The sequence below is a fragment of the Psychroserpens citreus genome (assembly GCF_055686305.1).
Map to the genome: position 1 here is coordinate 618,716 of NZ_CM145999.1, position 25,754 is coordinate 644,469.

Consider the following 25,754-nt stretch of genomic DNA (forward strand, 5'->3'; position numbering starts at 1 on the left):
AAAATCTGTCTAATTGTAATTTTTAGGAGCAACTCGTTGTTTTGATGCCTGCTCATAAACGTAAGCCCATTCTAAAAGTTGCTTTTCTTTTAATCTTGTACTTATAAATGTGAGTCCTTTTGGTTCCCCTTCTTCAGTATACCCCATAGGCACGGTAAGTGCTGGATATTCAGCAACCGCAGCATAACCTGCATGATAATTATTAATTGATAATATACCATCTAGCTGATTGGCTTTCATAGGTTCATCAAAAAATCGCATACCATTAGTTTTTAACACGTTTTTTATTTGTGCAAATTCTTCATCTGTGGCTATATCATCAGATATACCTTGAAATAAACGCTGACCATATGGCATGATATTTAAACTATCCGTTAGGTTAAAGTTCATAATATCTTCAATAGAATTATATCCTAAATCTTTATTTCCATAAGCATCTAAATAATGAACTAAATCCACTTTCATATCTAGATTAAGTAATCTAATAAACGCAGGCAAATCAATTTCCAAAGGGTCTATTTGAATAATCTCAGCACCTTGCTCTTTTATAATCGTTATAGCAGCTGCATACAGTTCATCTTCCATGAGATTGTTGAATGCTCCAAAACGCTTCCCTTTTAACGAAGCATCTTTTAAATCATTATAGTAAAACGGACTTTCCCATAGATTATAAATCGATTTAGAATCACTAGTATCTTCACCAAAAAGAGCATCTAATACGATAGCATTATCGGTCACAGTTTTAGTCATCGGTCCAGCCGTATCCAAAGTAGATGAAATAGGAACTATACCTCCACGACTTACCAAACCAATGGTTGGTTTTAGACCTACAATAGAATTTTGACTTGATGGTGACAAAATCGATCCCGATGTTTCACTACCAATGGCAGCTGCACAAAAATTAGCCGCAACAGCCACACCACTACCAGAACTAGAACCTCCAGTATCAATAATTCGTCTGCCATAAGGATTTAAAGTTTGACCTCCAATAGCACTATAGCCACTTGGGCAGTCACCACAGAAAAAATAAGCCCATTCACTTAAATTCGTTTTACCCAAAATCAAAGCACCTTTGGCTTTTAATTGTGTAACGATAAAAGCATCCTCTACAATATTATCTTTTAAAGCAACTGCACCAGCAGTTGTTGGCATAGCTTCGGTATTAATATTATCTTTTAATAAAATGGGCATGCCAAATATTGGATGTTTTAGTTTTCGGTTTCTGAATTCGATATCTTTTTGTTTGGCTTCATTAATTACATTGGGATTGATAGAAATCACAGAATTTAAGGACAGGTAGTTATCTCTATCAAATGCTCTAATACGATATAGGTAAAACTTGGTGAGTTTTTCATAAGTTAGTTTATCTTCAGCCATATACTTTTGAAGTGTTGGAATGTCCTGCTCCAATATCAATGGCTTTAAGGTATTATAATCGGTTTCTGAAAAATCTTGCATCTCAGAATTAAGTGCATTCCATATATCATCGATCTTAATATGCTTAGAATCTAAAATCTTGAACTCCCTAAAGTCTTTTGTAGAAATATCACTAAGATCATTTTCGTCTTTAGATAGAGACGCATCACTTTTCTCCTCGTTGGATGAGTCAACTTGAGTTGGAGATGATTCGTTTTTATCATTGGAAGGTTTACAATTATAAGCTAAAATTAAAAGACAACATAGAAGTAAATATCGCATGGCTCGTTTTTTTTAATAAAAATAACAAATAAAGAATGAAGTCTAAAAAAATTAAACAAGTAACTAATTAGTAATCTTCGCCTTACAAATTTGAATGAAATTTTCTTTTAAAAAGCAACTAATTTTCATTCTGTTTTGTAAGTTTGGCTCCCAAATCAAAGTACTCTTTATTATGTTAAAGAAATTAATTTTATTCCTTTTCGCTATTACTATTTTTTCTTGCTCAAGTTCAGATGATGGGCCATCATCTGATTCTCAATGCAGTAAACCAAATAATCTTATTGCTAGCGAAGTTTTTAGTAGCGGAGTAGACATAAGTTGGTCTCAAGCTAATGACATGGCTTGGGAAATTCAATACGGTATTGCTGGTTTCTCTATCGGTTCTGGAACATCAATTATAGTAACTTCACCAGAACACACAATATTAAATTTAGAAGGTTTTACACAATATGATGTTTATGTAAGGGCAATTTGTGATGTCAATATTTTTAGTGACTGGAGTAATAAACTTAGTTTCACTACAACAAATCCTTGTCTTACACCTTCATTTTTTGAAGTTACAAATGTAAATGCCTGCTTTATTAATCTATCATGGGATATTAGCAGTGCAACCTCTTGGGAAATTGAATATGGCTCTCCAGGCTTTCAATTAGGAACAGGAACTACTATTGAAGTTTCAAACTCTCCTTATTCATTAACAGATATAACTCCAGGAACCAATTATGACATCTATATAAGAGGTATTTGCAACAATAGTATTAATGGAGTTGGTGACTATGCAGGACCTATTCAAGCGAGTTCTGATCCTGTAGGATACATAGGTAATTACTTATGTACTACAAGTACTAGTATGGCATTAGAACCTAATATAGGTACGCATGTTTTTGGTGATCCACATATTGTGACCATAACTGCTCCATCTGACAATATAAGACGCATCTCTGTACAATATTTAAAAGATCTTGGATATACTCATAATACAATGCAGTTTGAGTTTGCCTTAGATTGTAATGGTCATGTGATTGTTAGTCCTAATCAAAACACAAATTTTTCTTGTTCTGGGACAAGCAATGTTCTTTTAGGTCCTACATCTGTAGGAGATCCTTGGCAATATGATATTTTTTCAGACGATGAAATTATGTTCTCCTTTGTAGAGTTTTATAACAATAATGACGGAAATTGTGAGCAATCGGAAAATGAAGTTACCATTACATTGACTAAACAATTATAAGGTTTAACCTAACGGAGAAATTAAATCATAAACATTTCTAGAGTATAAATATCAAACAAAAGCGCATCAAAATCTAAGTTATTGATGCGCCTTAAATAATATAAGTTTAAGATCCTTATAGTGAATTCATGAAATTAGTAACTTTCACTAAGTCATCTTCTTCTTTCAAATTAATATCCTCCTTTTTAATATAATCTTTTAAAGCACTTGTATATTTTGGAAACGCCTTAAGAAATCGTTTTTTCTTTAATTCAATTTTTTGAGGATAGTTTTTGTCTTTATCTAAAATATAATAATCATTATATATTGTAAACTTTGCAGCTCTGTCGGCTTGATTTGGTGTTGCAGCTTTTTCTGCAGGTGTTAATACACATCGCTTTCTAAGCAATAAAATGTGCTTATCTGTTTGATTAACTTCTATAAAATAGCTATTTGTAGAATTTCCATTTTCATCTTCATAATAGTACGATTTGATGGTTTTATTATCTAAAAGAACCTTACTGTTATCTGTTTTGAGAAATGCATCATACACAGGATTGTCACTCTGCATATTTTGAGGACTTGCATCTGACAAAATCTCAATTTGATCATTATAAATATTATACCTTAGATAAAAATGTCCCTGGTTTTTACCATTTAGGAAATATTGACCATCTTGAAATTTTTCATTTAAATAAGGACTTCCTTTAATGTCTGAGAAATCAATCGGGTTTGCTCTCTCTTGAACGTTTAATTTATCACGAATAACTTGTTTTAAACGCCATGATGTTTCATACTGATTTGGATCTCCAGCTACAGCTTGAGCTATTGAAACGGTTGGTGCTAAAAAAAGCACTAATACTGCTGTGATAATTACATTTTTCATTTTTTTTGATTTCAATTGATCTTTAAAATTAATCAAAAAATATTACTTAAAGAAAGAGTCAACAAACTCATATTTATTAAAGACTTGCAAATCTTCAATACCTTCACCAACACCAATGTATTTCACCGGAATTTGAAATTGGTCACTAATCCCAATGACAACACCTCCTTTGGCTGTTCCGTCAAGTTTTGTTACTGCCAATGAGGTAACTTCTGTCGCTGCAGTAAATTGTTTGGCTTGCTCAAAAGCATTTTGACCTGTTGAGCCATCTAAAACCAGTAACACATCATGCGGTGCATCACCAACCACTTTTTGCATAACACGTTTTACTTTGGTTAACTCATTCATTAAGTTAACTTTGTTATGTAAACGACCAGCTGTATCTATAATAATGACATCAGCATCTTGATTAACACCAGATTGTAACGCATCAAATGCCACACTAGCTGGATCACTTCCCATATCTTGCCTTACCATTGGCACCTCAACACGATCTGCCCATACTTGTAGCTGGTCAATTGCAGCCGCTCTAAAGGTGTCTGCAGCTCCTAGAACTACTTTTAAACCTTTCTTTTTAAACTGATAAGCTAATTTACCTATTGTTGTTGTTTTACCTACACCATTAACACCAACAACCATTAATACGTATGGTGTTTTAGAGCCATTCGCTTGTTTTGGTAATTCTGGAATTACGTAATCGGTATCTTCTCCAGAATTGGTCTCAGATAATAAACTTGCAATCTCCTCACGTAAGATTCGATTTAACTCTGAAGTCCCTAAATATTTATCTTTAGCAACACGTTCTTCAATGCGTTCAATAACTTTAAGGGTTGTATTTACACCAACGTCACTAGTTACTAACACTTCTTCTAGATTGTCTAATACATCATCATCAACTTTAGATTTCCCTGCTACTGCTTTATTTAATTTTGAGAAAAACGATGTTTTTGATTTCTCTAACCCTTTGTCTAGGGTTTCTTTTTTTTCTGAAGAAAATATTTTTTTAAAAAAACTCATTTTATTATTTAGTCATTTTGTTGTTGTTCTACATTGCGTTAGGGATTACAGCGATATCCTTTTATTTATCATATTGAACGTAGTCGAAATAAAAACAAATAAAAGATTTAGCGGAAAGCCCGACTCTCTGTAGCCAATGCGGAGGAGAGTAACGCCATAAAAAAAACAATACAACAACCTTGCCTCTATTGACATCATGCTAAGTTGTCATACTTGCTCAAATATAGACATAAAAAAACTGCTTTCAAATATGAAAGCAGTTCACAATTAAACACCTAATGTTTAATTTATTTTTTGTTTAAAAAATCATTGACAAACTCTGGTGCCATTACTGACTCAACAAACATATAAGCGCCAGTTTTTGGTGATTTTACCATTTTGATCGCTTTTGTAAGTCTTTTAGATCCTGTTTGTAATGATGCTACTGATTTCTTTGCCATGACTCTATTTATTTAATCTCTTTATGAACTGTCATACGCTTTAAAATTGGATTAAATTTCTTAATCTCCATTCTATCTGGCGTATTCTTTTTATTTTTAGTAGTAATGTAACGAGACGTTCCTGGTTGTCCAGACTCTTTATGCTCTGTACATTCTAATATAACCTGTATTCTATTTCCTTTTTTTGCCATTGTACGTGTTCTTTAACGCGTTATGCTATTATTTTAAAAATCCTTTAGATTTAGCTTCTTTAATTGCAGCAGAAACACCAATCTTATTGATCGTCTTTAATGCTGCAGCAGATACTTTTAAAGTTACCCACTTATCTTCTTCAGGAATATAGAAACGCTTTTTAATTAAGTTAGCGTTAAATTTACGCTTCGTTTTATTCATTGCGTGAGAAACGTTGTTTCCAACCATCGCTTTCTTTCCTGTAAGTTCACAAACTCTTGACATTTCTTTCTATCTTTAATTATGTTTCTTTAAAACAGGGTGCAAATTTAGTAAAACTTTACAATACCCACAAACTAAAAGCGCTACTTTTTTAAAATTTCTTTTTGTAGCATTTCAAAGGCTTTGTTTGCCGCTTTATTAATCACTTTGACTCGATGATTTCCAAAACTAAATTGTTCAGAATACACCTTATCTTTTGTAGCAATGGCGATATACACTATTCCTATATCTTCATTAGTATCATCTTTAGTTGGTCCTGCATTACCTGTCGTAGCAATGGCATAATCTGTATGCAATAATAATCTCACATTATGCGCCATAGCTTCTGCAACTTCTGCACTCACCACTGAATGTTCATTAATAATAGCTTCGGAAATATTAAGGACATTGACTTTGGTTTCTTTTGTATAACTAACCACACTCCCCTTAAAATATTTTGAAGCACCAGGATTAGTGGTAAAGCGTTCGGATATAAGTCCGCCTGTACAACTTTCGGCTATAGCGACAGTCTTTCCTTGATCTGTTAGTTGTCTTCCAATAATTGCTTCAATAGATAAGTCATCTTCATAACCAACAAAAACGTCTTGAATTTGAGGTAGTAACATTTGGGTTTGTTTATCCATTTCGGCTTTGATTCGTGCTTTATCATCTCCTTTTGCTGATAAACGTAAACGCACACGACCAAGATTAGGTAAATAGGCCAATTTTATAAAATCTGGCAATTCATTTTCAAAGGCTTGAATGCGTTCCGCTAATGTACTCTCTCCTATTCCATAGGTCAAAAACGTTTTATGTTCTATATATGGAAAATGATATCGGTCTCTTAGTTTCGGAATAACCTCATCCTTTATTAAAGCTTTCATTTCGAAAGGCACACCAGGTAATGACACAAATACAGTATCATTTTGTTCTAACCACATACCAGGCGCACTTCCATATTTATTCATCAAAACCTCAGCTTTGGAAGGCACTAGAGCCTGATCAAGATTGACTTGTTTAATAGGTTTCTTGATATACACTTCCCAAATATGCTCGACATTTTTACGTACAGACTTACTTTCTACGAGTACATCGTCAAAATAATCGGCAATAGTTTTTTTTGTGATATCATCTTTAGTAGGCCCTAGACCTCCAGTAATAATAACGATATCAGCATTAACTTCGGCTTCGGCTAATGCCTTTAAAATGTGAGTTCTATCATCTTGTACTGATGTAATTTGATATATCGAAACTCCAATTTTATTAAGATGCTTTGCAATAAATGCTGAATTTGAGTCAACGATTTGACCAATGAGAATCTCATCACCAATGGTAATAATTTCTGCTAGCATTATAGATTGAAATCTTGCTTGAGTTCTGCAGTAGCATTCTCTACTGCTGTTAATACTAAATTAAGTTCGCGAGAGCAGTCTTCTCCAGATTTTTCAAATTTTCCCCAATCCTGAACAACGATTAGGTCTTGAAGCACACCTAACTCAAAAAGATCTATTGTTGGTTTCATTTTATGAGCGGCTTGATACGCATTGTAGTAATCTGTTTCTGCTACTGCTTTTTTTAGACGCGCAGCATCTTCTGGCACCTCTTCTAAAAAAGCGGCAGCTAAAGCAGCTACGAAATCTTCATCATGATCAGCTAATTCTCGAACTCTTGATAATTTGTAATGTTGTTCCATTATTATTTTACTGTAATTGAAAACAATTGCTTGTCTTCGATGTATCCCTTTAATTTATCATTAGCAATAACTTTGCCAACTCCTGCTGGAGTTCCCGTAAAGATAATGTCTCCAATCTTTAAAGTAAAATATTTTGAGACATATTCTATGATTTCATCAATTTTCCAAAGCATTAAACTGGTATTCCCATTTTGAACGATGGCATCATTCTTTTTCAAACTAAAATTAATATCGTTCACATCAGCAAAATCTGTTTTTGGCAACCATTCACCTATTACTGCTGCGCCATCAAACGCTTTAGCTTTTTCCCAAGGTAAGCCTTTTGATTTTAACTTGGCTTGTAAATCACGAGCTGTAAAGTCAATTCCTAATCCTATATGGTCATAATATTTATGAGCAAATTTTTTGGCGATGTGTTTACCAACTTTAGTAATCTTCACTAAGATTTCGACTTCATGATGCACATCTTCTGAAAAATCTGGAATAAAAAAAGGTTGCTTCTTTAACAATATAGAAGTATCAGGTTTCAAAAACACAACAGGATTAATTGGCCTTTCATTTTCAAGTTCCTTTATATGTTCGGTATAATTCCTCCCTATACAAATAAGTTTCATAGACTAGGCTTAAAACAATTTATTATTGAAGGCTCTTAACTTGATTGCAGTTAACACCTTTTTTGTATATAATGGAAAATCAGCATTGAGCAACCATCCAAAATAACCTGGCTCTTTTTCCAATACTTCGGTCACTAATTTTCCTTTATGCTTTCCAAAAGAAAAACACTCATCTCCTTCTTTATTAAATGAAATAAATCCTGCAAAATCAGCAAATTTCTTACGTGAACTAAATTCGGCTAAAAATTTAGTATCATTTTCTAACTCATCATATTTATCCAATTGAGCTTTCAGCACTTCATAAGTTGCCAATGTATCTGCTTCGGCACTATGAGCATCATCTAGATCTTTTCCACAGTAAAACTTATATGCAGCACTCAAAGTACGTTGTTCCATTTTATGAAAAATAGTTTGTACATCTACAGATTGGGTATTCTTCATATCAAAATCGACATCGGCACGCAACAGTTCTTCTGCTAGCAATGGAATATCAAATCGATTAGAATTAAAACCTCCTAAATCACAATCTTTTATCATATTATATACCACTTTAGAAATCTCCTTAAAGGTAGGTTTATCCGCTACATCTGCATCAGAAATCCCATGAACTAAAGTCACTTGTGGCGGAATTGGAATAGTTGGATTAACACGTTGAGTGTAAGTTTCCTCCTTCCCATTAGGGTAAACTTTTAAGATTGATATCTCAACGACGCGATCGTTGGTTATATTAATTCCTGTCGTTTCTAAATCGAAAAAACAAATAGGTTTTATAAGATTGAGTTGCATGTAAACAATTTTTAAACAAAGATAATGAGATTAAGTTGAAAAGGAGATTTTGAGTTATGGAATAAAATAGCGAACTTGAATGGCTTGCGAAATTTTATTCGCGTTTACTAACCAACACAGCAACTATTATGACAGTTAAATCCAACCGTATTGAGTCTATAGATATCTTAAGAGGGCTTGTTATGATTATAATGGCACTAGATCATGTAAGAGATTATTCGAATTTTGGGTATCTCTATTCAGACCCAACAAATATGGATACGACAACTCCATTTTTGTTCTTCACTAGATGGATTACTCATTTTTGCGCACCTGTATTTGTGTTTTTAGCGGGAACTTCTGCTTTTCTCTATGGTATTAAAAAGGCAAACAAAAAAGATTTAGCAAGGTTTCTTTTTACACGTGGTCTATGGCTCATTTTTATTGAATTAACTGTTGTTAATTTTGCTTGGACTTTTGATATTGGCTTAAACTTACATATTTTTCAAGTGATTTGGGCGATAGGTGTTTGCATGATATTTATGGCTGCTCTCATTTTCTTGAATAAAAAAATTCTTCTTGCATTAGGACTTCTAATTCTTTTTGGTCATAACCTATTAGATGGAATTACGATGCAAGGCAATGACCCATTATCTATATTATGGTATTACACGCACCAACAAGGTGTTGCTGTTTTTGATAATGGAGAAAGCATGTTATTTATCGCTTACCCTTTTGTTCCTTGGTTAGGCATCATGATTTTAGGCTATTGTTTTGGTCATTTTTATCAAAAGGGATTTGATATCAAGATTCGTAAAAAATGGTTGCTTTATTTGGGAATTGGTGCTATTACTCTATTTATTCTAATCCGTATTATTAATCTTTACGGAAATTTAACTCCTTGGAGTTCACAAAAGAATTTCACGTATACAATCATGTCATTTCTAAATACAACTAAATACCCGCCATCACTTTTATATACTCTAATGACTCTTGGCCCAGCAATGCTCTTTTTATATGCTATAGAATCTGTTAAAAATTGGTTTACAAAAGTGCTCGTAGTTATTGGGCGTGTTCCATTTTTCTATTATATTTTACATTTATATATTATTCATTTCATTGGTTTTCTTGGACTTAGCGTGTTAGGTGAAAATTGGAAAGAACTCATTTATACTCCTCAACGGTTTTCTAGTGGATATTTGGCCGATAAAGGCTTTGATTTGTGGGTTACTTATATTATTTGGATTATTACCTTAGTAGTACTATACCCACTGTGTAAAAGATATATGACCTATAAAGCTAATAACAGAGATAAGTGGTGGTTAAGTTATTTATGATTAAAAGAAAGAAAAATCGCCATTTAAAAATGGTGATTTTTGTATAAGTAAATGTGTTAAAACACAATCCAGAATACAACTTCTGCAATCAAATAAAAAATAAAAATTATAAAAAAGAATCCTACCAACCAATAGACAATGGTTTCAATGAACTCTTTAAAAAAAGAGACTATTTTATCAATATAATAGTCAATAGATTTCATTAAATTTCTCGGTCTGAATCCCAAGCTTCAAGGTAATCTTTAACAGCTTTTACAAATTGCCCTCCAAGCGCACCATTAACAACACGGTGATCATAAGAGTGGGACATGAACATTCTATAACGAATTCCAATAAAATCGCCTTCTGGTGTTTCGACTACGGCAGGTACTTTTCTAATAGCTCCTAAAGCCAAAATACCAACTTGAGGTTGATTTATTATTGGTGTTCCCATGATACTTCCAAAGGTACCAACATTGGTTACTGTATACGTTCCTCCAGCAATATCATCAGGTTTTAATTTATTTTCTCTAGCTCGACCTGCTAAATCGTTGACTTTTTTAGTCATTCCAACAAGGTTAAGTTGGTCTGCATCTTTTATAACTGGTACAATTAAATTACCATCTGGTAAAGCAGCAGCCATACCTAGATTAATATGCTTCTTTTTAATAATTGAATCTCCTTGAACAGAAATATTCATCATTGGATAGTCACGTAATGCTTTCGCAACAGCTTCCATAAAAATTGGTGTAAAGGTTAAATTCTCACCTTCTCTTTGTTTGAATTCATTCTTTACCTTATTTCTCCAGTTCCAAATTTTAGTTACATCTGCTTCGATAAAACTTTGAACATGAGCTGATGTCTGTACTGACTCCACCATGTGATGTGCAATCAATTTACCCATTCTGGTCATTTCGATAATTTCATCGTCGCCACTTGCTAAAATTGGAGCAGATGTTGCCTTCTTCGGCTCAACTTTATCTTGAGCTATTGGTTTTTCGACTTCTGCTTTAATCGCAACTGGTTGCGCACTTCTGTTTTCTATATATGACAGAATATCATTTTTGGTGACACGACCATCTTTACCTGATCCAGAAATAGCATCTAATTCTTCTTGGGCTATCCCTTCCTGCTTGGCAATATTTTTCACCAAAGGAGAATAAAAACGATCTCCAGAGCTTGCAATTGGAGCTACAGTTTCTTGAGCTGCTACTACAGTTTGTGTAACTTCACTAACTGAAACCGGTTCTGATGACGATTCCTGTTGAATAGGTGCGACTTCAGGTTCAGTTATTGCACCGGAGTCATCGCCTTCAATCTCAATTACAGCAATGGTTTGACCTACTTGAACAACATCATCAACATCGAAGCGTTTTTCAATCAAAACGCCATCAACTTCACTTGGTACTTCACTATCTACTTTATCAGTAGCGATTTCAAAAACAGCTTCATCTGCTTCTATAGTATCGCCAACTTCTTTTAACCAAGATGTAATTGTTGCCTCTGCAACACTCTCTCCCATTTTAGGAAGCTTAAGTTCAAATTTTGCCATATCTGTAATCTAAGGTCAATAATTCGTTTATTGTTTGCAAAATTAATGAAAAATCAAAACAATCATTGAGATTTTTTCAATTAATTACAATTAAAAGGATATCACCTCTCCTCTGCTTTTGGAGCTGTTACTTCCAATGATAAAGTTAGAATTTTTTGGTAGAATTTTAAACGTTGCTTTACTATTTTTAGGTCTGTTAGAAATGATTTCAATAACCGACTTAAAATTAAGGTAGTTAAGGTCTAAAATATATTCGGTGTCATTATCATAGGTTTCTATTTCAGATTGCAACTTCAGGTCGTGCTTTAACACCTGTTTTAAGTCTTCATTAACTTCCGAAGAGACTAACACATACTGTTTTATTTGTTGCTTGACAATTTCCGAAGACTCTTGAAATAATGGACTTAGCTTTATTCCGCACCAAACAATGGTATCAAAAATGAAATTTGATTTGAAATGTTTATTGTAGAAAATTTGCATTGCACCATAAAATCGTTTGGCATAAGTTTTATCTTTCAGAGTACTTTCACCTTTAAAATGTATTACGGTAGTATTTCCATGGTAAATATTTTCAAAACCAGCCCGTAATACTTTGTAAGACAAATCTACATCTTCACCATACATAAAATAATCCTCATCAAAGCCTCCAACCTGATTATAAACAGGTCTTGACATCAACATAAAAGCCCCTACAAAAATTGGAACTTTCGCTGTTCCAAATTCATTTAAATTTGACACATAATAAGATGAAGAAAATCCTAATATTTTTTTTATAGCTATAAATGGTATTGGAATATTTCTTTTACTTTCTGGTAAAAAATGTCCTTGACCATCTATAAGACGACAAGATAATATCCCAAGATTATTCTTGAGTTTAGCAAGATTTAGTAATTTCTCGAAGGTATCTTCGGCAACTACTGTATCAGGGTTTAGAATACAAACAAATTCGCCTCGTGCTTTGGCTACGCCAATATTATTACCTTTAGAAAAACCATAATTTTTTTTATTTTCTATAAGTACTACCTTAGGAAATAATTCCTTAACCATTTTACAACTTGTATCTTCGGAATTATTGTCAATAACAATAATTTCAGAATCAATATTTACTAATGCTACTTCTACACTTTTTAGACATAGTTCTAAAAAATGACGCACATTATAATTTAATATGACAACAGATAGTTTCAAATATTAAGATTTCAAGGATGCCTCAAAAGGAATTCTATTAATTATACTGCGCCCAAGTGTAATCTCGTCTGTGTATTCTAATTCATTTCCTACTGAAATTCCTCGTGCAATCGTAGACGTTTTTATATCAAAATCCTGAATTTGTTTATAAATATAGAAATTTGTTGTATCGCCTTCCATTGTTGATCCTAAAGCAAAAATAAGTTCTTTGATAGTTCCTTGTTTTACTTTTTCAACTAATGAATGAATATTTAATTCATTTGGACCAATACCATCCATAGGAGATATCTTTCCTCCGAGCACATGATATAAACCTTTAAACGAACTTGTATTTTCTATAGCCATCACATCCCTAATATCTTCGACAACACAAACTACATCTTCAACACGATTTGGGTTTGAACAAATTTCACAGAGTTCTGTATCACTTATATTATGACAGCTTTTACAGAATTTTACATCTGTACGCATAACTCGTAATGCTTCTGCGAAATTTAGTGTTTGAGCCTTAGGTTGACGCAACAAATGTAATACTAAACGCAATGCAGTGCGCTTACCAACTCCTGGCAATTGAGACATTTCATTTACTGCGTTTTCTAATAATTTAGAAGAAAATTCCATGGTACGAATTTACAATTTGTACGGCATTTCTAGAAGTAATCCACAAAAAAACCACTATCATCAAATAATAGTGGTTTTAGATTGATTATTGGATAGTTATTTTACTGTTAATTTTTTAGTGACAACACCACTTAAATTATTAATTTTCACAAAATATAAACCAGATGCATAGTTTGAAATATCAATTTTGTTAGGTTGAGATAAATCTTGATTTTTTGAGAAATACATCAATTTTCCTTGAGTATCATATATTCTAATTGACACTTGATCTGGTCTATCCCATTCCAATGTTATCTCTCCATTAGAAGGATTTGGATACATAGCTATACCATTTAATTCTAAATCATCCACACTCAATGTATCATCAAACACATTTGTTCTCCATAACCCACGACCATATGTTCCTGCATATAATTTATTATCAGCTGTATTTATTTCTAATTCACTAATGATAACATTAGGCAAACCATTACTAAATGGTTGCCACTCTGTGTAGTTATTATCAATATAATACACTCCATAATTCATTCCTAAATACAACCCATCATGACCGTTATCATGCCACACTAATGCTTGCGCACTAAAGTTAGGCAGATTTAATTGATATGATGTCCAAGATACACCTCCATCTGTTGAAACATAAACTTTTTGATTAGCAGTTGTAGCTATTGCAACTTTATTAGGATCTGAAGGATGTATCGCAATAGAGTTGATAGAACCTGAAAAACCTGATAATTGATTCCAAGTATTTATCACACCAACAAAGCTATTCTTATACAAAGAAGACCCTCTAGCTGCATATTGGACATTACCATTAGTAGGCGCCACTTTTAAATGGTTTAAAGCACCTCCAAAGTCTTGTGAGACTGTAGACCAATTACTTCCGCCATCTGTCGATTTGTATACTTGTCTATACCCTGTATATAATGTATTAGGGCTGGCTGGATCTTGTTCAAATGGAGTTATCCAATTTCCCGATGCTGGAGTGCTAATAAAAGACAAATTATTTCCACCATTAAAAGACTTGTATAAGCTTCCAAATTGAGATGTCCCATAAATAAGGTTAGGATCTGTTTTGTCAATGAAGGTCTCCATACCATCAGCCCCTAACCAATCTGTCCAATTTCCATTGGCATCCATAATAGAGGTACCATTATCTTGAGATCCACCAGTTACAACCACAGGATCTGTTTGGCTAATTCCTATTCTATAAAATTGTCGTATTCCTAAACCAGCAGTTAAATCTTTATAATATCCAGAAGACACAACAGTAGGAGTTTCGGCAACATAAACACCTCCATCTGTACCAACATATAGCTTATCACCAACAAACTGAAGTTCACAAACATCAGCATGGCAATAGCCTATGTTTTGTCCATTAGCCATTCCTGGTTGCCATTGAGATGTTATAGAAAAAGAAGTTCCTCCATCAGTAGATCTCCACGTATTAACGCCAGCAATATGAACATCTGAAACATCTGTAGGGCTTATTGCGATATCCATATGTGTTGGAGCCTGACCAACACCTGCATCGGTTGGATCTTCAGGATCTGAACTATATCCAAAATAATTTTTACCTGAATGGTCCAATGTAGTAAAGGTAGTACCAGAATCTGTTGACTTATATAAATTTCCAAATGCGCCGCCTGAGGCTTCTAGTATATAAACAACATCGGTATCATTAGGTGAAACGCCTATCATTTTAGGACCATTTCCTAAACCTGTAATCTCAGAAAATGTGGCTCCAGAATCTGTAGACACATATACTTCATTACCAGAAGCATAAATTGTACTATAAAGCCCATCTGGTTTAAATTCTACATCATAACCATTAAAAGCGGTCGACAAAATTCTATCCCACGTTGCACCAGCATCTGTAGATTTAAATATTCCACCTCCTTGGACAGAACAATACATCTTATTCGTATTCGATGGATCTATTAGAATTTTATTTACTGCACCAGACCCAACATCAGCTAAAACATTCCATGTAGATCCACTATCGGTTGATTTAAAAATCGTACCTCCAGTTGACCCCCAAAAATATGTTGTATTTATCACTGGATCTATAGCTAAGGCATAAACATTTAAATTTGACAAGTTATCCGTTAATACGGTCCAAGTCAAACCTCCATCTGTAGATCTCCACACACCTCCAGAGTCACCACCGGTTACGATATGCATTGGATTCGCCACTTCAACAGCAACAGATCTAATTCGGCCCACTCCTGGATTCCAACCACTAGTAGCATTCCAAGACGTAGGACCCATAGACTCCCATGCCCCAACTGTGGTTCTTGCTTGAGGAAAGTTAGCATTTAAATACTCATTCCAATTTTCTAATTCGTTATAATAAAATTCAGGAGATTTAAGCATTCCATTTTCATCCATATTTCTTAGAGCTTGATACTCCCAACGTTTGTAAGGCTTATAACCTTTACCACGTTCGGTACCAACTTGGGCAAAATGTGCTTCTGCAACTGCTTGAATTTCGGCAACTGTATAAGTACCTTCAGCAATCATCTGTCTATAATCTTGAGACCAAGACACACAAACAGACATTAAGAATGCAAGTAATACATAATAATAATTTTTCATTTTCATAAGTTTGGGTTAGTATAAGTAGTTTCTAAATCTATTGTATACTAAAACACAATTTCTAATTAGAAATTACTTAATATTGTTTTACAATTTTTTAACGAAAATAAGATTTTTCACGTAAAAATCTGTTAAAATCACAATTATGTCGACGAATGCCATCTTATTACTTATTCTAGCCTACTTTGGAATACTAATTCTAATTTCTTATTTCACTGGTCGAGAAGACACAAATGATGTGTTTTTTAAAGCAAAAAAACAATCTCCTTGGTATGTAGTTGCCTTTGGGATGATTGGTGCATCGTTGTCTGGTGTTACATTTATATCGGTACCAGGGCTAGTTGATGGGCAACAGTTTGCTTATATGCAAGGTGTGTTTGGTTTTTTTGTGGGATACTTAATTGTGTTATTAGTCCTTTTACCACTTTACTACAAGCTTAATGTTACTTCAATTTATCAATATTTAGAACATCGTTTTGGCAAAGTAAGCTATAAAACAGGAGCCTTTTTCTTTTTACTATCTAGAGTCACTGGAGCCTCATTTAGACTCTATTTAGTTGCTTTAGCCATGCAATACATCGTTTTTGAGACCTTAGGTGTTCCGTTTTGGATGACTGTTGTTATTTCGATTCTTTTAATCTGGCTCTACACCAATAGAGGTGGCATAAAAACTATTGTTTGGACAGACACCTTACAAACGCTTGCAATGCTGACTTGCGTTATTGTAGCTATAATACTAATCGCGAATAAATTAGAGTGGTCGGCTTCAGAAATTTTAAGTAATAATCGTTTTACTTCGAAAAGTAAAATCTTGTTTCTTGACGACCCCAACGCTACAGTATATTTCTGGAAATATTTTATCGGTGGTATTTTTATCACTATAGCCATGACCGGCTTAGATCAAGATATGATGCAAAAAAATCTGACCTGTAAAAATCAAAAGGAAGCTCAAAAAAACATGTTTTCCATGTCGATATTATTGGTAATCGTAAATTTTGTGTTTTTAAGTTTAGGTGCCTTACTCTTTATATATGCCGAACAATTTGGCGTAGATATTCCTGTGGTAGATGGTAAAACTAGAAATGATTTATTATTTCCTGAGATAGCAATGAATCAAGGATTAGGAAAAGGACTAGCCATTACGTTTATTATTGGCTTGATAGCAGCAGCATACTCAAGTGCTGATTCAGCACTTACTTCATTAACCACCTCATTCTCTGTAGACTTTCTGAATATTGAAAAAAGAGAGCTTTCTCAACAAAAACCATTACGTAAAAAAGTGCATGTTGGTGTATCAATAGTGCTCATCATAGTGGTTATTATTTTTAATAGTCTCGAAGGCAGCGTAGTAAGCAATCTCTTCAAATTCGCCACATTTACCTATGGTCCATTATTAGGTTTATTTGCATTTGGAATACTCTCTAAAAGAACTTTACTAGATCAATATACTTGGATTATTGGTTTGGCTGCTATTTTAATTACCTATGGTCTTACATCTTTACCTGAGTCTATCATCGGTAATTATAAATTTCACTGGGAAGTATTACCTATTAATGGTTTAATAACCATGTTAGGACTATTTCTAATATCAAAAAAGTCAACATCTAATATTGATTCGTAGATAATAATACCAGAGTACAAGCTTCTTCAAAATAAATTTGGTGTTCCTTTAATAACTTCTGAAATTCAATATTCTCAGTACCTGGATTAAATATTACTCGCTTAGGACTTAAAGATATGATGTAATCATAAAATGCTTTCTGCCGCTCAGAATTAAGATATAACGTAACGGTATCTATATCGTTATAAGAGACTAATGTCGTATCAATATTTACATTATGTACTTGTCCTTCACGTAAACCAAAAGCCACAACTTCATGGTGAGCATCCACCAATCTATGGATCGCAATATTAGAATAGCGATGTGCTTTTAAAGAAGCTCCTAACACCAAAGTTTTTTTACTCATATCAATTTTATTACAAAAATACAGTTCAATATCAAATCATGCGTGTCAAATGTTAAAAAGATGTTAAGTAGTGTTAAAATAAGTAACACTTACTTCTAGTTGTCGTCTATGCTATAACAACCGTTTTATTTAAAAAACTAATCAATCAAAAAATCAATCAATGAAAACAATTACACAATTGTGCATTTTTCTATTCGCTGTAGTAACCTTAGCACAACCTTCGAAATTAGAATTTAGAGATGGTACGATATCCGGACGTGTTATCGATGCTACTCTCAATGAGCCCTTACCCTATGTAAATGTAGTTATCAAGGATGCTAATGAGCAAATTATCACTGGCGGAATTACTAAAGACGATGGTACTTTTGAAATCAACAAAATTCCTGAGGGAAAAATTATTGTCTCAATTCAATATATAGGATATAAAACAGTATCCAAACCTATAAATCTAGGTGAAGATGGCTACAAGGTTAACCTAGGAGACATCAAACTAGAAGAGAACCTTGCGAGTTTAGATGAAGTTACAGTGGTTGCAGAAGTATCAACCATACAACAAAAAGTAGACAGAAAGGTCATTACTATTGGTAAAGATTTAGCTGCTAGTGGTACTGCTTCAGAGCTTATGGTGGGTATTCCATCTGTAAGTGTAGATGCACAAACTGGAACCATTAGCTTAAGAGGTAATTCAAATGTACGTGTTATGGTAGATGGTAAATTATCTAATATACCTACTGCTCAACTGCTAAAACAAATTCCTTCTACTGCAATTAAATCTATTGAATTAATTACTAACCCTTCAGCCAAATACAATCCTGAAGGCATGAGTGGCATTATCAATATTGTGCTACATAAAAATACAATGATAGGGTTTAATGGAAGTGCTAATGTTGGTTTAAGTTATGAAAGAGAACCTAAATTCAATAGTGCATTAAATATGAACTACAGAAATGGTAAGTTTAATTTCTTTGGTAATTATAGTAATAACATTTCTAAAAACAGAAATAGAGGTAATGTTTTTAGGCCAGAAAACAACTCAGAACAAATTTTCAGGTTTTTAGATAAGCGTGAAAACCATCAGTATAAATTAGGCGTTGATTTTTACTTAAATGATAATAATACAATTTCAGTATTTACAAATCAAAACAGCTCAAACAATAGTACAGTTGGTAGAACTACAGCATTCTTTTATGATGACATGAGTTTTAACCAAGATCAAATTTTTTCAAATGTTGGTGATAACACATCTCAACAATACAACTTTGATTATAAGTTAGACTTTGCTAAGGAAGGTTCTAATATTGAATTAGAAGTAGATCATAATATTTATGAAGGTGAAAATCCAGTATTTTTTGATCAAATTGCTGGTCCTCTATCTGATTATTATGATTTTAATTTTACAGATAGAGTTAGAACAACAATTAATTTAGACTATGTAAATCCACTATCAGAAACCACTAAATTAGAACTAGGAGTTCAAGCTCGTTTATTTAATTCAGACATTGCTTATTCTTCTACTGGAAATTCTTTCAATGACATGGGGGGCTTAGTACCAACACCAAGTACCGATTTTGATTATACTAGAGATATTTATTCAGCATATGGAACGTATAGCAAGAAATTTGAAAAATGGACATATCAAATTGGACTTAGAGTTGAAAATGTCAATGTAGATGCCATTGCCGAACAAACTGATGTTGTAACTAACGCAGTTACAGAGATTAACTTTGAAAATGATTACACACAGGTATATCCTTCTGCGTTCTTTACGTATACACCTTCAGAGAAAAACTCATACCAATTAAGTTATAGCCGTAGAGTGGATCGTCCAGGAATTGGTCAGGTAAACCCAATTAAAGAGTTTAGCACACCTTTAATTTCGGCTTTCGGGAACCAGCAATTAGAACCTCAGTTTACAAACTCGCTAGAAGTTAATTATACTAGAACTCTTAATAATAGAAAAGGAAGCATCACAGCTGGTATATTTTATCGTGCCATTACAGACGAAATTAATAGAGCTCTGTTTATAGATCGTAGTGATGTAAATTCAGGTAGAATTATTTTAACGCATGATAATTTTGACGACACCTCGGCATATGGTGTAGAAGTATCAGCAAATTATAGACCAACAAAATGGTGGAGTATTAATGGTAGTTTTGATTTCTACTCTCAAACACAAAAAGGTATTGCTGAGACCTTTACAGATGGCGTCAGCATTGAAACAGCTACAATTAACGATATAGAAACTAGTATTACAGAAGTAGACAATGCGGCTTGGAACTTAAGAATGTTTAACAACTTTAGAGTTAATCAAAAATTAGCCTTTACTGCATTTGGATTTTACAGAGGAAAAAATAAAACTTTACAATTTGATATTAAACCGATGTACTTTGTAAATCTCGGTATGCGTTATAGCTTCTTAGAAGGCAACAGAGCTACATTTAGTTTTAATTACAATGATATATTTGACACCATGAGATTTGGATTTGATGGCAAGAGGCCTTTTCCACAAACTGGTGAGTTTAACTGGGAAAGTAATACTTGGAATATTAGTTTAAATTACCGCTTTGGTGGTGGTAAATACAGAGCTAAATCTCGTAAACGCCGTGATAATGATGAAAAGTCAGGGAGTGGAGGATTCTTATAAAAACATGAAAGTAATATTTAGTAACCTTCATATAATAGTTGATGGTTAGTGTTAATGTTTGGTTATTAAATAAGAAAACCCAAAACGCTTGTTTTGGGTTTTTGCTTTTTTATAGTATCATTTGTAATGAATCAATTTGGTTTACGACTTAGAGACTGTAAAGCATTTGAATTAGTTTTACAAGTTAGAATTTTAAGAGATATAACATTTGGTTAATAGCAAAGAATCCGAAGCATCCTTATGTTTCGGATTTTTTATTGTGCCGGCTCACTTCTGTTAATTGATGTTAAAAATGTTAATAGATAAAATAAATTACACTTTTAAGCGTCTTTAAGATGTGATAAGTTTTAAAGCTAATCAGTTTAAAAAATCACTCTTTTATAGTTTTAGTGTTTTTAGTTAAATTGGTTAATAGCAGAAAAATCCCAGAACATCAGTTCTGGGATTTTTTGTATGTTATACCTACAATAATGGTATCACCATTTCATAATCACACTACCCCAAGTAAAGCCACTACCAAATGCTGCCAATACTACAGTATCACCTTCATTAATTTTACCTTCTTCCCAGGCTTCAGTTAAAGCAATTGGAATAGATGCCGCTGTTGTATTTCCATATTTTTGAATATTATTAAACACCTGATCATCCTCTAACTTAAACTTACGCTGAATAAACTGGGCGATTCGCAAATTAGCTTGATGTGGTATTAACATATCAATATCATCAACTTGAAGTTGATTTTTCATTAAGCCTTCCATGATCACTTCACTAAACCGAACCACAGCATTTTTAAATACAAATTGTCCATTCATATATGGGAAGTAACTTTCATCTTCAGGATCATTTTCAGCTATGATATCATTTACCCAACGCTTGCCCATTCCTGGGGCAATTAGAACCAGTTCTTCGGCATGTTCTCCTTGAGAATGTAAGTGTGTAGATAAAATTCCTTTGTTCGGATCCTCTTCTCTAGTAAGAACAGCTGCTCCTGCTCCATCACCAAAGATTACAGACACACCACGACCTCTAGTTGTTTTATCTAAGCCATGAGAATGTAATTCACTCCCAATTACCAATACATTTTTATACATTCCTGTTTTGATAAAATTATCTGCTACAGATAAGGCATACACAAACCCTGAACATTGATTACGTACATCTAAAGCTCCAACAGTTTTAATATCTAAAGCATGTTGCACTTGAACACCTGGACCAGGAAAATACATATCTGGACTCAATGTAGCAAAAATGATAAAATCAATATCATCTTTATCAATTCCAGCACGTTCAATAGCCACTTTAGCAGCTTTTACACCCATTGTAGCTGTTGTGTCACCAGTACCTTTAACAACCCAACGACGTTCTTTAATTCCAGTACGTTCTTGAATCCATTCATCATTAGTATCCATCATTTTGGATAAATCATCATTTGTCACCACGTTATCAGGAACATAATGCCCTAAACCTATTATTTTGGAATTGTACATAGTATTTTAGTATTAGATAAGTGGTGCAATTTAACCATTTACACAATACATCTTTTTAAACAGAAACCAAATTCGTTATGCATGCATAGTATTATAAAAAATGTCAGTTTGTCACCTTACCTGTCTTGGTACTTTTTTTGCCTTGGTAAAAGCAACAATATTATTATACATAAAACTTATATATCATGACAAAAGGAAACATTAATGTATCGGTAGAAAATATTTTTCCGCTCATTAAAAAATTCTTGTATAGCGATCACGAAATCTTTTTACGTGAGCTTATCAGTAATGCTACTGATGCAACACTTAAACTTAAACACCTAACAAGTATTGGTGAATCGAAAAGCGAATATGGAAATCCGCAAATTGAAGTTAAAATTGATAAAGATGCTAAAAAGCTTCACATCATTGATCAAGGTTTAGGGATGACCGCTGAAGAGGTTGAAAAATACATCAATCAAGTTGCGTTTTCTGGAGCTGAAGAGTTTTTAGACAAATATAAAGACGCAGCCAAAGACTCAGGAATTATTGGTCATTTTGGGCTAGGATTTTACTCTGCTTTTATGGTTGCCGAAAAAGTAGAAATTATTACAAAATCTCATAAAGATGAACCAGCAGCACATTGGACTTGCGATGGCTCTCCTGAATTTACTTTAGAAGCTTCTGATAAAACTGAAAGAGGTACAGAAATCATTCTTCACATTGCTGAAGATTCTACTGAATTTCTTGAAGATGGTCGTATTGGAGAATTGTTAGCCAAGTACAACAAGTTCATGCCAGTTCCAATTAAATTTGGAACAAAAGAGATTAACGATCCAGATTTTACACCAAAAACAACAACGGATAAAGACGGCAAAGAAACTACAGAGCCACATAAGCAAATTACCGTTGACAATATTGTAAACAATCCTAATCCTGCTTGGACTAAACAACCAACAGAATTAGAAGATGAGGATTATAAAAATTTCTATAGAGAACTCTATCCTATGCAGTTTGAAGAGCCTCTATTTAACATTCATTTAAATGTTGATTATCCGTTCAACTTAACGGGAATCTTGTATTTCCCAAAGATGACGAATGATTTAAACATTCAAAAAGATAAAATCCAATTATACCAAAATCAAGTATTTGTTACTGATAATGTGGAAGGTATTGTACCAGAATTCTTAACCATGTTAAGAGGTGTGATTGATTCACCAGATATTCCGTTAAACGTATCGCGTTCCTATTTACAGGCTGATGGTGCCGTTAAGAAGATTTCATCATACATCACACGTAAAGTAGCAGATAAATTGAAGTCACTTTTCAATGCTAATCGTGAAGATTTTGAAAAGAAATGGGATGATATCAAAATTGTTATTGAATACGGTATGCTTTCTGAAGAAAAATTCTTTGAAAAAGCAGATGCCTTTGCTTTATATCCAACAGTAGATGGTGATTTCTTCACGTATGAAGAGTTATACAATAAAATAAAAGCCAAGCAAACTGACAAAGATGATAAGCTTGTCATTTTATATGCTTCAGATAAAGATGCACAACATTCGTATATCGAAACAGCAAAAGCTAAAGGATATGAAGTACTGTTGCTTGATTCTCCTATTGTATCTCACTTAATTCAAAAGCTAGAAACTACAAAAGAGAACATTTCTTTTGCTCGTGTAGATGGTGATCATATTGATAACTTAATTAAAAAAGACGATACGACGATTTCTAAATTGTCCGAAGAAGAGAAAACAGCTCTAGACACCTTATTAAAAGAAGTTATTCCTTCAGAAAAATTTATGGTTCAACTAGAAGCTATGGATAGTGATGCTTCCCCATTTATTATTACACAACCAGAATTTATGCGTCGTATGAAAGAGATGCAACAAACTGGTGGCGGAGGCGGCATGTTTGGAATGGGTAATATGCCAGAGATGTATAACCTTGTGGTAAATACGAATTCTGAATTGATTGGCGATATTCTAAACACCAAAACCAAAAAGAAGCAGGAACGTTTGATTAATCAAAGTTTAGACTTGGCTCGATTATCTCAAGGCTTACTCAAAGGTGAAGAACTCACCAATTTTATCAAGCGTAGCTATGATATGATTAAATAGTTGATACACTATTTTATATATTAAAAAACCACTTTATTAGTTTAATGTGGTTTGTTTCAAAAAAAAAGCCAAAACACATGTTTTGGCTTTTTTGTGCAAATCTCTAAAGCTATTAACCAACTTTAGATTTTACATAATCATCAACTTGATCTGATGGTACTTCTTTGACATCAACTATAAAATCACCATTAGCTCCAGAAATTACAATCTTTGGAGTAAATTGACCTGGAAATGACCCTTTCACCTTATAAGGTGTTGTCCCTTTTCCCACTGGGCCTGTCCATCCCATTGCATCTATTTTTAAACCGCCAACAAAATGCTCGTCGCGCTTTAAAGTAAATCCATATGAGTAGTTTTGAGCCTCTCCAGCTACTTCTATAATAAATATGCCTGGAGTTCTCAAACCAGTCCACAAATACGTTGCTGTTGTTTTACCTGCATCTACAGGTTGTTTCATATAAAATCCCATAATAAAATCATTTAAATCACCTACTCTGTTTATATTGGCTTTTCGGTTTTCGCCAGTATTTGAAAAATCATACTCACAAATACAGTTCAAATTTCCAAAATCAAAACGAGTTTTTTTAGAGCGTAATCACCTCTTTTTCAATCAAGTAAATACACGCGCAAAAGAATATATATACGTGGTTTACTGTAAAACAACAATTAACCTTCTATAGTATTTCAACCGATTTTTCTTGTTAATACGAACCGATTAACTAGTTTTTTAAAGACACATCGAAACTTCTCTATTTCTACAATCATTTTGCGTATCTTAATTTCACCAATTACATTCTAATGCGCAGTGATAACTCCAAAATAAAGGAGATTTTCAAGGATCTTACATTTTCGGATACAGAAATAAAGATCATAGAATCTGTATTTCACAAAGTGACATACAAAAAAGGCTCGATGCTTCTCAAAGCTGATGATATTGTGACAACACAATACTATGTGCTTTCTGGTTGCTTAAGATCTTATCATATTGATATTCATGGTAAAGAACATACTGTTCAATTTGCTATAAATGATTGGTGGATGAGTGATTATACAGCTTTCTTTTCTTCTGATAAGTCTATCATGAATATTGAAGTACTCAAAGATGCCGTATTATATAAGCTATCTAAAGAAGATAAGGAGTTTTTGTATAAACAAATTCCGAAAATAGAATCTTTTTTCAGAAAAAAATTAGAGCGTGCTTTTGCCGCATTTCAGAAACGAATTCTTGCCAACCTTTCTCTATCAGCTGCTCAACGCTATACCAATTTCATTAAGAAATATCCAAACATTGAGCGCAATGTTAAGAACTATCATATTGCGTCCTATTTAGGAATGACTACTCAAACTTTAAGCCGAATTAGAAAAGAATTGTCTGATTTCTAAATTTCTTAACATACATCAATTTTTTTAAAAATTAATCCATTTACATTTGCATCATTAGGAAATTGACATAACATACTAACTATAGTAAATCCCTAATGATTAATAGCTGACGAGCGCAAGTTTACCCAACTTGCGCTTTTTTAA

23 protein-coding genes are annotated in these 25,754 nt (G+C 33.3%); 6 read left to right on the forward strand and 17 right to left on the reverse strand.

Going from position 1 to position 25,754, the window contains the following annotated elements; all coding sequences use genetic code 11:
- Positions 1-9: 9 nt before the first annotated feature.
- On the reverse strand, positions 10-1,698 hold the full coding sequence (locus tag ACTU6T_RS02920) for an amidase family protein (RefSeq protein ID WP_460219770.1): 1,689 nt from the start codon (positions 1,696-1,698) through the stop codon (positions 10-12).
- 172 nt (positions 1,699-1,870) lie between these two features.
- Here ACTU6T_RS02920 and ACTU6T_RS02925 point away from each other — a divergent pair, with 172 nt between their 5' ends.
- Positions 1,871-2,929, forward strand: a complete 1,059-nt coding sequence (locus ACTU6T_RS02925; RefSeq protein ID WP_460219771.1) for a hypothetical protein — start codon at positions 1,871-1,873, stop codon at positions 2,927-2,929.
- Positions 2,930-3,044: 115 nt separating this feature from the next.
- On the opposite strand, the gene ACTU6T_RS02930 is transcribed toward ACTU6T_RS02925, so the two are convergent.
- The 9 genes from ACTU6T_RS02930 to ACTU6T_RS02970 form a co-directional block, all read right to left on the reverse strand.
- Complete coding sequence (locus ACTU6T_RS02930) at positions 3,045-3,794, reverse strand: hypothetical protein (protein WP_460219772.1); 750 nt, start codon at positions 3,792-3,794, stop codon at positions 3,045-3,047.
- A gap of 42 nt (positions 3,795-3,836) precedes the next feature.
- Positions 3,837-4,811: a signal recognition particle-docking protein FtsY gene (gene ftsY, locus ACTU6T_RS02935; RefSeq protein WP_460219773.1), complete on the reverse strand. Its 975-nt coding sequence runs from the start codon at positions 4,809-4,811 to the stop codon at positions 3,837-3,839.
- 287 nt (positions 4,812-5,098) lie between these two features.
- On the reverse strand, positions 5,099-5,251 hold the full coding sequence (locus ACTU6T_RS02940; RefSeq protein ID WP_008271041.1) for a DUF4295 domain-containing protein: 153 nt from the start codon (positions 5,249-5,251) through the stop codon (positions 5,099-5,101).
- A gap of 8 nt (positions 5,252-5,259) precedes the next feature.
- Positions 5,260-5,442 carry a 50S ribosomal protein L33 gene (gene rpmG, locus ACTU6T_RS02945; RefSeq protein ID WP_007648529.1) on the reverse strand — a complete coding sequence of 61 codons (183 nt, stop codon included), beginning with the start codon at positions 5,440-5,442 and terminating at the stop codon, positions 5,260-5,262.
- A gap of 28 nt (positions 5,443-5,470) precedes the next feature.
- A complete protein-coding gene (rpmB, locus tag ACTU6T_RS02950; RefSeq protein ID WP_460219774.1) occupies positions 5,471-5,707 on the reverse strand; it encodes a 50S ribosomal protein L28 in 237 nt (78 codons plus the stop codon).
- Between the two features lie 80 nt (positions 5,708-5,787).
- A complete protein-coding gene (locus ACTU6T_RS02955) occupies positions 5,788-7,035 on the reverse strand; it encodes a competence/damage-inducible protein A (protein ID WP_460219775.1) in 1,248 nt (415 codons plus the stop codon).
- Positions 7,035-7,376 carry an Hpt domain-containing protein gene (locus ACTU6T_RS02960; protein WP_460219776.1) on the reverse strand — a complete coding sequence of 114 codons (342 nt, stop codon included), beginning with the start codon at positions 7,374-7,376 and terminating at the stop codon, positions 7,035-7,037. Before ACTU6T_RS02960 ends, ACTU6T_RS02955 begins: the two co-directional genes overlap by 1 nt.
- A gap of 2 nt (positions 7,377-7,378) precedes the next feature.
- On the reverse strand, positions 7,379-7,990 hold the full coding sequence (locus ACTU6T_RS02965; protein WP_460219777.1) for a fumarylacetoacetate hydrolase family protein: 612 nt from the start codon (positions 7,988-7,990) through the stop codon (positions 7,379-7,381).
- Positions 7,991-7,999: 9 nt separating this feature from the next.
- Positions 8,000-8,776: an exonuclease domain-containing protein gene (locus ACTU6T_RS02970; protein ID WP_460219778.1), complete on the reverse strand. Its 777-nt coding sequence runs from the start codon at positions 8,774-8,776 to the stop codon at positions 8,000-8,002.
- A 128-nt stretch (positions 8,777-8,904) separates the two neighbouring features.
- Between ACTU6T_RS02970 and ACTU6T_RS02975 the strand changes: the two genes are divergently transcribed.
- Positions 8,905-10,092, forward strand: coding sequence for an acetyltransferase domain-containing protein (locus ACTU6T_RS02975; protein ID WP_460219779.1), 1,188 nt, complete (start codon positions 8,905-8,907; stop codon positions 10,090-10,092).
- Positions 10,093-10,294: 202 nt separating this feature from the next.
- Here ACTU6T_RS02975 and ACTU6T_RS02980 read toward each other — a convergent pair whose 3' ends face one another.
- The 4 genes from ACTU6T_RS02980 to ACTU6T_RS02995 form a co-directional block, all read right to left on the reverse strand.
- Positions 10,295-11,623: a dihydrolipoamide acetyltransferase family protein gene (locus ACTU6T_RS02980; protein ID WP_460219780.1), complete on the reverse strand. Its 1,329-nt coding sequence runs from the start codon at positions 11,621-11,623 to the stop codon at positions 10,295-10,297.
- Positions 11,624-11,713: 90 nt separating this feature from the next.
- A complete protein-coding gene (locus ACTU6T_RS02985) occupies positions 11,714-12,811 on the reverse strand; it encodes a glycosyltransferase family 2 protein (protein ID WP_460219781.1) in 1,098 nt (365 codons plus the stop codon).
- Positions 12,812-12,814: 3 nt separating this feature from the next.
- Entirely contained in the window at positions 12,815-13,432 is a 618-nt protein-coding gene (recR, locus tag ACTU6T_RS02990; RefSeq protein ID WP_460219782.1) for a recombination mediator RecR, read from the reverse strand.
- A 96-nt stretch (positions 13,433-13,528) separates the two neighbouring features.
- Complete coding sequence (locus ACTU6T_RS02995) at positions 13,529-16,030, reverse strand: T9SS type A sorting domain-containing protein (protein ID WP_460219783.1); 2,502 nt, start codon at positions 16,028-16,030, stop codon at positions 13,529-13,531.
- A 145-nt stretch (positions 16,031-16,175) separates the two neighbouring features.
- Here ACTU6T_RS02995 and ACTU6T_RS03000 point away from each other — a divergent pair, with 145 nt between their 5' ends.
- Positions 16,176-17,651, forward strand: a complete 1,476-nt coding sequence (locus ACTU6T_RS03000; protein WP_460219784.1) for a sodium:solute symporter — start codon at positions 16,176-16,178, stop codon at positions 17,649-17,651.
- Here the strand turns inward: ACTU6T_RS03000 and ACTU6T_RS03005 are convergent.
- Complete coding sequence (locus ACTU6T_RS03005; RefSeq protein ID WP_460219785.1) at positions 17,635-17,997, reverse strand: CoA-binding protein; 363 nt, start codon at positions 17,995-17,997, stop codon at positions 17,635-17,637. The genes ACTU6T_RS03000 and ACTU6T_RS03005 overlap by 17 nt on opposite strands.
- 160 nt (positions 17,998-18,157) lie before the next feature.
- Here ACTU6T_RS03005 and ACTU6T_RS03010 point away from each other — a divergent pair, with 160 nt between their 5' ends.
- On the forward strand, positions 18,158-20,641 hold the full coding sequence (locus ACTU6T_RS03010) for a TonB-dependent receptor (protein WP_460219786.1): 2,484 nt from the start codon (positions 18,158-18,160) through the stop codon (positions 20,639-20,641).
- A gap of 476 nt (positions 20,642-21,117) precedes the next feature.
- Here ACTU6T_RS03010 and ACTU6T_RS03015 read toward each other — a convergent pair whose 3' ends face one another.
- The gene (locus tag ACTU6T_RS03015) at positions 21,118-22,128 is read right to left on the reverse strand and encodes a 3-oxoacyl-ACP synthase III family protein (protein ID WP_460219787.1); all 1,011 of its coding nucleotides are present in this window, start codon (positions 22,126-22,128) and stop codon (positions 21,118-21,120) included.
- Between the two features lie 185 nt (positions 22,129-22,313).
- Here ACTU6T_RS03015 and htpG point away from each other — a divergent pair, with 185 nt between their 5' ends.
- A complete protein-coding gene (gene htpG, locus ACTU6T_RS03020) occupies positions 22,314-24,227 on the forward strand; it encodes a molecular chaperone HtpG (RefSeq protein WP_460219788.1) in 1,914 nt (637 codons plus the stop codon).
- Positions 24,228-24,339: 112 nt separating this feature from the next.
- Here htpG and ACTU6T_RS03025 read toward each other — a convergent pair whose 3' ends face one another.
- Positions 24,340-24,786, reverse strand: a complete 447-nt coding sequence (locus ACTU6T_RS03025) for a hypothetical protein (protein WP_460219789.1) — start codon at positions 24,784-24,786, stop codon at positions 24,340-24,342.
- 239 nt (positions 24,787-25,025) lie between these two features.
- Between ACTU6T_RS03025 and ACTU6T_RS03030 the strand changes: the two genes are divergently transcribed.
- Positions 25,026-25,610: a Crp/Fnr family transcriptional regulator gene (locus tag ACTU6T_RS03030; RefSeq protein ID WP_460219790.1), complete on the forward strand. Its 585-nt coding sequence runs from the start codon at positions 25,026-25,028 to the stop codon at positions 25,608-25,610.
- Positions 25,611-25,754: the final 144 nt, after the last annotated feature.